Origin of the sequence: Pseudomonas sp. Rh2, assembly GCF_040762985.1 — a bacterium.
GTDB classification, from domain to species: domain Bacteria; phylum Pseudomonadota; class Gammaproteobacteria; order Pseudomonadales; family Pseudomonadaceae; genus Aquipseudomonas; species Aquipseudomonas taiwanensis.
In genome coordinates this window covers 639,705-649,087 of record NZ_CP142890.1, presented here as the reverse complement: position 1 = coordinate 649,087, position 9,383 = coordinate 639,705, and the positions used below count along the sequence as shown (strand labels likewise).

5 protein-coding genes and 2 rRNA genes are annotated in these 9,383 nt (G+C 59.4%); 3 read left to right on the top strand and 4 right to left on the bottom strand.

Going from position 1 to position 9,383, the window contains the following annotated elements; all coding sequences use genetic code 11:
• Nucleotides 1-56 precede the first annotated feature (56 nt).
• The gene (locus VXM67_RS03000; protein WP_367237490.1) at nucleotides 57-4,748 is read left to right on the top strand and encodes an immunoglobulin-like domain-containing protein; all 4,692 of its coding nucleotides are present in this window, start codon (nucleotides 57-59) and stop codon (nucleotides 4,746-4,748) included.
• An 81-nt stretch (nucleotides 4,749-4,829) separates the two neighbouring features.
• Nucleotides 4,830-5,171, top strand: coding sequence for a hypothetical protein (locus tag VXM67_RS02995; protein WP_023378073.1), 342 nt, complete (start codon nucleotides 4,830-4,832; stop codon nucleotides 5,169-5,171).
• A gap of 76 nt (nucleotides 5,172-5,247) precedes the next feature.
• Here the strand turns inward: VXM67_RS02995 and lapD are convergent, their stop codons facing one another.
• Together lapD and lapG are read right to left on the bottom strand one after the other, a co-directional pair.
• Nucleotides 5,248-7,191 (bottom strand): cyclic di-GMP receptor LapD, encoded by a 1,944-nt coding sequence (gene lapD / locus VXM67_RS02990; protein WP_367237489.1) that lies wholly within the window; start codon nucleotides 7,189-7,191, stop codon nucleotides 5,248-5,250.
• A gap of 10 nt (nucleotides 7,192-7,201) precedes the next feature.
• Entirely contained in the window at nucleotides 7,202-7,945 is a 744-nt protein-coding gene (lapG, locus tag VXM67_RS02985; RefSeq protein ID WP_177429831.1) for a cysteine protease LapG, read from the bottom strand.
• 220 nt (nucleotides 7,946-8,165) lie between these two features.
• On the opposite strand from lapG, the gene VXM67_RS02980 reads away from it, so the two are divergent.
• Nucleotides 8,166-8,855 (top strand): GntR family transcriptional regulator, encoded by a 690-nt coding sequence (locus tag VXM67_RS02980; RefSeq protein ID WP_023378070.1) that lies wholly within the window; start codon nucleotides 8,166-8,168, stop codon nucleotides 8,853-8,855.
• 95 nt (nucleotides 8,856-8,950) lie between these two features.
• Here the strand turns inward: VXM67_RS02980 and rrf (VXM67_RS02975) are convergent.
• Together rrf (VXM67_RS02975) and rrf (VXM67_RS02970) are read right to left on the bottom strand one after the other, a co-directional pair.
• Nucleotides 8,951-9,066 (bottom strand): 5S ribosomal RNA (gene rrf / locus VXM67_RS02975).
• A 109-nt stretch (nucleotides 9,067-9,175) separates the two neighbouring features.
• Nucleotides 9,176-9,291, bottom strand: a 5S ribosomal RNA gene (gene rrf / locus VXM67_RS02970).
• Nucleotides 9,292-9,383 lie beyond the last annotated feature (92 nt).

The following is a 9,383-nucleotide window of genomic DNA, read 5'->3' as shown; positions in this document are numbered from 1 at the left end:
TAGCGGGGGTAATTACCGAGAACCTGGTTGCCAATCCGGCACCGGTCAGCACCTCCGTGACCGATGTTCAGGACACCACCACGGTCACCCTGACCGCCACGCCGAGCGTCGCCGAAGGCGGGACCATCGTCTACACCGCGAGCATTGGCGCACCGGTCACCGGCAGCCCGGTTGTGGTCACTCTGGCCAACGGCCAGACCATCACCATTCCAGTCGGTCAAAGCTCCGGCACCGCCACCGGTGCTGTGACCAACGACGTCTACCAAGGGCACGCGCCAGTCACCAACAGCATCACCAGCGTTTCCGGGGGCAATTACGAGAATTTGGTCGCCAATCCGGCACCGGTCAGCACCTCCGTGACCGATGTTCAAGACACCACCACGGTCACCCTGACCGCCACGCCAAGCGTCGCCGAAGGCGGGACCATTATCTACACCGCCAGCGTCGGCGCCCCCGTCACCGGTAGTCCAGTGGTGGTTACCTTGGCCAACGGTCAAACCATCACCATCCCGGTCGGTCAAAGCTCCGGCACTGCCACCGGTGCCGTGACCAACGACGTCTACCAAGGACACGCGCCAGTCACCAACAGCATCAGCAATGTCAGCGGCGGCAACTACGAAAACCTGGTGGCAAACAATAGCCCGGTCAGCAGTACAGTCACCGATGTACAGGAGACCACCACCGTCACATTGACGGCCACACCTACCGTGACAGAGGGCGGCCAGATCGTCTATACCGCGACCCTGACCAACCCTGCGCAAACCGCGCTTACCTTAACCCTGAGCAACGGCCAGACCATCACCATCGGCGCCAACCAATCCTCCGGCAGCGTGACGGTGGCCGCACCTTCCGATGACGTCTACATCGACGCTGGACCAGTCAGTGCCACGATCACCAATACCAGTGGCGGCAACTTCGAGAACCTCGTGGTCAACCCGGCGCCAGCGGTCACGGCCGTTTCCGATACCCTGAACAACACCACACTAGGGATCTCCGGCAGCGCGGCAGTGGCCGAGGGCAACAATGCCACCTACACCCTGACCCTGAGCAATGCCCCGCAAACTGACGTCACCGTCAAACTGAGCTATAGCGGTACGGCGACCAATGGCGTCGACTACACCGGCGTCGCAACTGTGGTGATCAAGGCCAACAGCACCCAGGCAACCTTCACTATCCCCACCCTCAAGGACGCCATCAATGAGGGCACCGAACAGATCAATGTGAAGATCGACTCAGCCACAGGCGGCAACTTCGAAGGCCTTGTGATCAACGCCGGTGCATCCAGTGTCACGACCCAGATCTATGAACCCGCCCCAGTGCTGGACCTCGATGCCAACGACTCCAGCGGCAAGAACGGCGCGGACTACCAGACCACCTTCACCGAGAACGGCAACGGCAATTCCATCAGTGACCTGGACATCTCCATCACCGACTTCGACAGCAGCCAACTGACCGGCGCTACCGTCACCCTGACCAATCGCCAGCCTGGCGATGCGCTCAACCTCGGCAACAGCGTCAACGGCATCACCGTCACATCAAGCGTGACCGACGGCAAAGTGGTGCTCACCTTGAGCGGTGCAGCGTCGCTGGCAGACTACATGCAGGCCATCAAGAACATCACCTTCGTCAACACCAGCGACGACCCAAGCACTACACCCCGCGTGATCACCGTTACCGTGACCGATGGGGTCAACGTTTCCAACACGGCCACCACCACGGTCAATGTGGTTGCGGTCAACGATGCGCCAGTCACCACAGGTGGGGCGGCCACTGGCTCGGAGGACACCGATCTGGTGCTGAACTGGAGTGACTTCAACATCACCGACGTCGACAGCTCCGCCGCAAACCTTGGGGTGACTATCACCAAGCTGCCTGACCTCGGGAACTTGAAGTACTTCAACGGCACGGCCTGGGTGAACGTGACGGTCAACCAGACCATCAGCCAGGCAGACATCGCTGCAGGCAAACTCAAGTTCGTACCGCTGACCAATCAGTCGGGGGCCGATGGCTACGGCGGCTCCGGCGTGGGCAACAAGCAGGCCGATTATGCCCAGGTCAAATACAAGCCCACCGACGGCAGCAGCCCAGGTAGCGAGGCGACGCTGAAGGTGGACATCACACCCGTCGCCGACAAACCTGAGCTGAACATTGGCAACAACAACGTCAATTCCCTAGGCCTGACCAAAGAAACCTGGAACACCCTCACCGGCTTGACCAACAGCGGCAACGGTATCACCGGTGATGCGTTGAAATCCGTGTTCGCCAACTCCGGCAGTGCGAGCAAGAGCGAAACCACGACCAATGTGCAGTCCGAGGCCAGCGTCGCCGCCCAGTCCGGCTCGAAAACTTCGGGCCTGATCTATCTGGAAGCCGGCAAGACCTATACCTTCAGCGGCACGGCTGATGACAGTCTGCTGGTCAATATCGGCGGCAAGACGGTGGTCACCGCCACCTGGGGTGCGGGCGGCAATGTCTCGGGCAGCTTTACACCCAGCGCTAGCGGCTACTACACCCTGGAGATCTACCACGCCAACCAGGCCGGGCCAGGCAGCTACGACATCAACATCAAGGTCGGCAACGGTTCGGTCGGCGACTTCAACAGTGCGACTATCCCGATGTACCCCAACGTCACCGAGTTGGCTAACGCCGGGGTGACGGTGTCTGACCTGCATGGCAGCAATGGCCAGGGTTACTACGATGGCTACAAGCTCAATGAAGGACCAGAGAACGGCAGCGTCAAGCTGGTGGGCATCAGCACCAGCCTGACCGATACCGACGGTTCGGAAACCTTGAGCGTCAAGCTTGCCGGGATTCCGGCAGGTTCGGTGGTGAGCGACAACGCGGGACACAGCATCACCGTGGGTGCAACGGCGGTCGATGTCACTGGCTGGAACCTGGGCAGTCTGGCGATCAAGCCACCGGCTTACTACTCTGGCCAGTTCGACGTGAAGATCACCTCCACCTCCAAAGAAGGCGTGGGAGGCAGCCAAGCCATCAACGAAGGCTCGGTTAAAGTCACCGTCTACCCGGAAAGCTACACCTCCAGCAACCTGGGTACCGATAGCGACACCGCGACCGGTACCGTGAACAACGATCTCATCGTCGCCGATGTGACAGGCCTGCACGTCGTGGCGGGGAAGGACTACAACATCGCGTTCATCGTCGACACCTCGGGCAGCATGGGGGCGTCCGGTGTGGATGCCGCCAAAGCCTCCATGGAGTCGGTGTTCCGGACCTTGGCCGCCAGCGTCAAGGGTGCACAATCGGGCACGGTGAACATTCTGTTGGTGGACTTCGCCACGCAGGTCAAGAGTTCCATCTCGGTTACCCTCAATGACGCCGGGCTCAAGACCTTGCTCAACGCCCTGGGCACCATGAGCTCAGAGGGCGGCACCAACTACGAGGACGCCTTCAAGACCACCGCCAACTGGTTCCAGAATCTCAAAAATGCCGGCAACACTGGCAGCAACCAGACGTTCTTCATCACCGACGGCCAACCGACCTACTACCAGACCGGCGAGCAAGCCAACCCGAACCTGGCCAACAGCAGCGTGAAACTCGATACCTTCCTCAGTAGCATCAACTACAAGGCTGGTGACACTGTCACGAACTACCAGCTCGACACCACCAACCGGGTATCGATCGACAGCAGCGGCAAACTGACCGCCGAGACGCGCGGCAGCTTCGACCTACTGACCTGGAGCTACAAGTGGAACACCGTGACCAGCGGCACGATTCGCGCCGAAGGCAATGGCGGCTATGAGCTGTCGACTCGCGCAGGTACTGGCAACACCACCAATGATGCAACGTTGAACAACTCCAACGACAGTTTCAAGATTCTCGCGGCGCTGTCGGTAGTGGAGGCAATCGGCCTGAACAGCGGCGTCGATACGAACGATCTGAAACCCTTCGACTCGGACAAGACGCCGCAATCGAACATCGACCCCAGCAAACTGGCGGAGGCCATCCTTGGCCACACCGAAGTGACACAGCCCGGCTCGGACAGAGTCGATGGCGGCGATGGCCACGACATCATCTTCGGTGACCTTGTCACCTTCGACTCGATCCCTGGCACCGGCGTGGAAGCGATCCAGACCTATGTTGCCCTCAAGCTCGGTGTGGATGCGGGCGACGTGGATGCGCGAACGATGCACAAGTACGTTTCCGAGCATTACTCCGAGTTCGATATCTCCCGCGCCAACGACGGTGCCGATACATTGATGGGAGGTGCTGGCAACGACATCATCTTCGGCCAGGGCGGGAACGACTACCTCGATGGCGGCAAGGGCAATGACATCCTCCTGGGCGGCGCGGGTAACGACACCCTGCTGGGGGGCGACGGCAACGACCTGCTGTTTGGCGGAGCCGGCAATGATGCCCTGACCGGCGGCAAGGGTAACGACATCCTCAGCGGCGGCGCCGGCGCGGACACCTTCGTCTGGAAGCTCGGCGACATCGGCCAGGATGTGATCAAGGACTTCAAAATGAGCGAGGGCGACCGTCTTGACCTGAGCGACCTTCTGCAGGGGGAGCGTGGATCGACGATCGACAACTACCTGAAGATCACCACCGTTGGCGGTGAGTCGACCCTGCAAATCAGCACGGAGGGCAAGCTCAATGCTGCCGGGGGGCTGGCCAATGCCGATGTCTCGATCAAGCTGGAAGGGGTCAACTTGTCCAACACCACGATCAATTCGCTCATAAGCGGTGCCGACCCGACCATCAAGATCGACAATTCCAATAACTGACCGGCAGGCGCAGCTCGGGAACTTTGCCTAAGCTGCGCATAGCCCAACCGTTAAGGAACCCAAGTGACGAGGACGGATGCCATGTTCTACGTGCAACGCGACAGTGAAGGGGAGTTGCTGCGGGTCGAGGCCGCCCCCTTCGAGGGCTTCGCGGAAATCCTCCCGGCCGACCATGCCGAGATCCAGGAGTGGTTTGCCGACGACGTCGTCGAAAACAGCCTCAAGCAACTCAAGCAGAGTGATCTGGACATGATCCGGGTGCTCGAGGACCTGATCGAGGTGCTGACCACCAAGGGGGTGATCAGCATCACCGACCTGCCCGTCGGCGCCCAGGCCAAGCTGCTCAACCGCTCAACGGCCCGTAGGGCATTGGGCAGCCTGAACAACCTGATCGAGGAGGAAAGCGAAGGTGGGTTGATCTGAGGGCGGGTGGGATGCAGGAGCCGCTGTCTTTGCTGGCCCAATCGCCGGCAAGCCGGCTCCTAGGATGCCCGTGTACTCATCGCCAGGGCGCAGGTTCGCCCACCAGTTGTCCTTGAACGCCCTCTACCCCCATTTCTCGCAGGACGCTCAGTTCCCCTTCCGTCTCTACCCGCTCGGCGATCAGTGGCAAGTCGATGCCATGCGCCGCCCGCTGGATGGCTTCGATGAACAGGCGCTTGTGCTGTTCCTGGTCGATGTTGCGGATGTAGCTTCCGTCCACCTTGAGGTAGGCAAGGCCCAGATTAGCCAGGTTGCCAATCATGCTGAAACGTCCGCCAAAGCGCTGTAACGCGAGGCCGAAGCCCAACCCACGCAGGCGCCGGGTCAATTGCTCGAGCATCGATTGTTCGGGCAGTTGCTCCTCTCCGATCTCGAAGATCAGCCGTGGCCCTAAAGCAACGTTCTGGCCCAAAAGCTCATAGACTCGCCTCAGGGCTTCGGGGTCGGCCAGGGTTGCCCCGGACAGGTTCAGCGCCAGCACCTGGTCATGGCCACGCAGGTGGGCGAGCACTTTCTCCAGCATCAGCAGATCCAGCCGGGCCATCCAGCCAAAGCGCTCAAGCCAGGGCAGGAAACGGCCCGCCGTCAGTGCTTCGCCACGCCCGTCGTCAAGTCGGGAAATAACTTTATGGTGCAGCACTACTTCAGTGGATTGGCAGTCCACCACGGGCTGGAAGAACAATTCGAAATGGCCGTTGACGAAGGCCTTGTCCAGGCGCGAGTGCCAGTCGTGCTGGCTGTCCCCGGCCACGGCCGCCGCGCCCTGCTCAAGGCACACCCAGCCCGGTGTCGGTTGGTTCTCAGCCCTTGCCAGGGCCTCGTCCGCCAGTGTTAGCAGTGCCTGCGGTGCATCGCCTGGGGTGTAGGGTGCCAAGCCGATACAGGCGACCGGAGCGACATCGCTGGCCCCAGTGTCATGCAGACTGTGCAACGAAGCTTCGAGTGCCTGGGCCAGCTTCACCGCCTCTTCATGCACCATGCCTGGTGCAAGCACGGCGAATTCGCCTCCACGGCTGCGAGAAATCAGGTCTTTGGTTTCGGGAAAACCGGCACAGGTACGGCGCAGGTGCTCACCCACCGCCTGCAGCAACTGGTCCGTCCGCTGGCCACCCAATCGGGCATTGAGGCCTGCAAGATCCTGCACTCGAAGCAACAACAGATAGCCGGCTCGGGCTTCCTCAAGGTTGCTCACCTTGGCATTGAGCTGCATTTCGAAATAACGTCTATTGGACAAGCCAGTGAGGCTGTCCTGGTATGACTCTGCTCGGAGTCGCTCGCTTCGCTCGGCCTGTTCGGTGAACAATGCCTTGAGCTTCTCGACCATCTGGTTCATGGCCTGCACCACACGGCGCAATTCTGGGGTACGTGGCAGCGGCGAGGTGAGGAACTCGCGGCGGGCAATGGCATGGGACTGCTCCACCATGTAGTCCAACGGTCGCAGTTGCCGACGCAGCAACAACGCGCCAAGCACCGCACTAGCCGCACCACACAGCAACAACCAGCCAAAGCTGCCTAACGCACTCTGCCAGAGCTTGGCGACGGCGAACATGGGGTGGCTCACCACCTCGACGCGCGCGGCCTGCTGCCAGCCGCGGCTGACGATGGCATCCCCACCTGCGGGTTCTAGGCCAATCATGCGCACGAACCAGCTCGGCACACCACTGCTGTCGGGCTCGGCGTGGCGCTCGACCAAGGTGGCGTTGGAGTCCAGATCGACAACTTTGATGCTTGCGTAGTAGCCACTGTCGAAAATCGAGCTGACCATCAGCTCGACCATCGCAGGGTCGTCGATATTGGGTGTCAGCGACAAAGCCAATGCAGTGGCTGCATCCTGCGCGTGTGAACGCAACTGGTTGACGTACTGGCTGCGCGAGCTTTCCAGGCTGACCACGAAGCTTCCACTGAAAGCGACCACCAGGAACAAGCAAATGGCCAACAGCAATTGTTTGAACAGTGACATCTGCGCTCCCTCAGTAAACCGGTTCGGCCGGGAACCCTTCGGCCTGCATTTTTTTCAACAGATCCTGCCAACGCGACAAGCGCTTGGTATCCCCTACCTTCTTGTTGCCCGTGGTACCGGTCAGCCACAGGCCCTCGCCGTTGAAGGCATACACCGGTAACAGGTCAGGACGTTGGCTCGCCGGCTTGATGGCATCCATCAGGCTATCGAGTACCAGCGGCTGGGCCTGTGGGCTTGAATAATAGGTCAGGACCATGTGAGCCCTGTTCTGCCGCAAGGCTTTGACGTAAGTGATGCGCAGCTTTTCACTGGGGATGCCCATACGCCGTAGGCTGAAGTACTTGGCGATAGCGTAGTCCTCACAATCGCCAGCGCCTTTGATCAAGGCCTGAATGGGCGTTGCCCAATAATCGACCTCACGCCACAAGTCGATGTCTTCGACGTAACGCAACTGCTGGTTGAAGAAGCGATTGACCACCTGCAACCGCTCAAGCTCACTGCCCTGCTGTTGTGTGGCCATCAACTGCTGCCAGGCATCGATACGGGCCTTTCCGGCACCCAGGGGGCCGTAGAGCGCCTGAGACTTGCGGCTGATCTGGGAGAAATCCCAGTCGGCGTGCAGAGCGCCCAGCAACAAGCCCCCCAGCAACGTGGCAAGGCCGAAACAACGCAAGACGGTTTTAAGTATCCAGGATATCGCCACTGCGAAGACCTGTTCAGGCCAGCCTAATGCAGCGATGGTGCGGCCTGCCAAGGCAAAAGACAATGGCGCGATGCAATCACGATGCCGATAGTCGGGCTAATCTAACTTTATCGTTAACTCGATATGTGTATTGCTTTCTTTGGTAGGCGACTTGCTCCACCATACCCGCGGTTTTGGGGCGCTCCCTGCTGTGTGGGCAGTGGTTTGACAAGCCTCCTTGCTCGTCACTAGTGTAATTGGATCCAACTTTAATCGTCGAGGCAGACTTCGCGTGGCCGAGAAATTCAAACTGAGCAAAGTGCTGGCCAGCGAACAGGTACCAGCACACCTGGCCCGTAGCGTGATCGAAGAACGCTTGCGCAGTGCCATCCTAGACGGTCGTTTGCCTCCGGGAACAGCCCTGCGCCAACAGGAGCTCGCGACCCTGTTCGGTGTCAGCCGCATGCCAGTGCGTGAAGCTTTACGTCAGTTGGAAGCGCAGTCCCTGCTCAAGGTGGAAATGCATAAAGGGGCCGTGGTTGCGCCCTTGATCGGTGAAGATGCAGTCGATACCTACGAACTGCGGGTACTGTTGGAATCCGAGGCATTGCGCCAGTCGATCCCCCTGCTCAATGCCGATGACATTGCTCAGGCCCGTGGGTATATCCAGCAATTGGAAAGCGAAACCAGCCACGCCGAAATCGGTCGTCTCAATCGGCTGCTCCACATGGCACTGTACAACAAGGCGCCGAACCAAAAACTGCTGCGGCTGATCGAGAATGAACTCAACGAAGAAGAACGCTTCCTGCGCTTCCATCTGTCTTCGATGGGGCTGGGCAAATTGACCCAGGATGACCACAACGCCTTGGTCGATGCAGCCAGCGACAAGCTGGTGGACGAAGCGGTCACGGTGCTGGAAAAGCACCTCAATACAGCCGCTCGTGTGATCAGGGCCTACCTGGACAAGCAAACGGCCCGCTAAGTGTGCTCACCTGAAGCGCTTAGCAATTGACGTGACGATAAGCCCAAAAGGACAAAGCCCCTGTCTGCAACGCAGACAGGGGCTCTGGATTTGAATCTTGACGATGACCTACTCTCACATGGGGAAACCCCACACTACCATCGGCGATGCATCGTTTCACTGCTGAGTTCGGGATGGGATCAGGTGGTTCCAATGCTCTATGGTCGTCAAGAAATTCTGTGTGCCGATCCGTCCTGCGGACGCTTCAGCGAAAATCTATAACTTCTACTTAAAGACAAAACCCCTACCTGCTCACGCAGATAGGGGTTTTGCGAAATGAATCTTGACGATGACCTACTCTCACATGGGGAAACCCCACACTACCATCGGCGATGCATCGTTTCACTGCTGAGTTCGGGATGGGATCAGGTGGTTCCAATGCTCTATGGTCGTCAAGAAATTCTGTTGCCAGAATGTCGTGTAAACACTCTTGGCCAATTCGGATATGTGAATTTGTGGTCTTGCGAACTTTCGGTCGTTTCGTCTTCA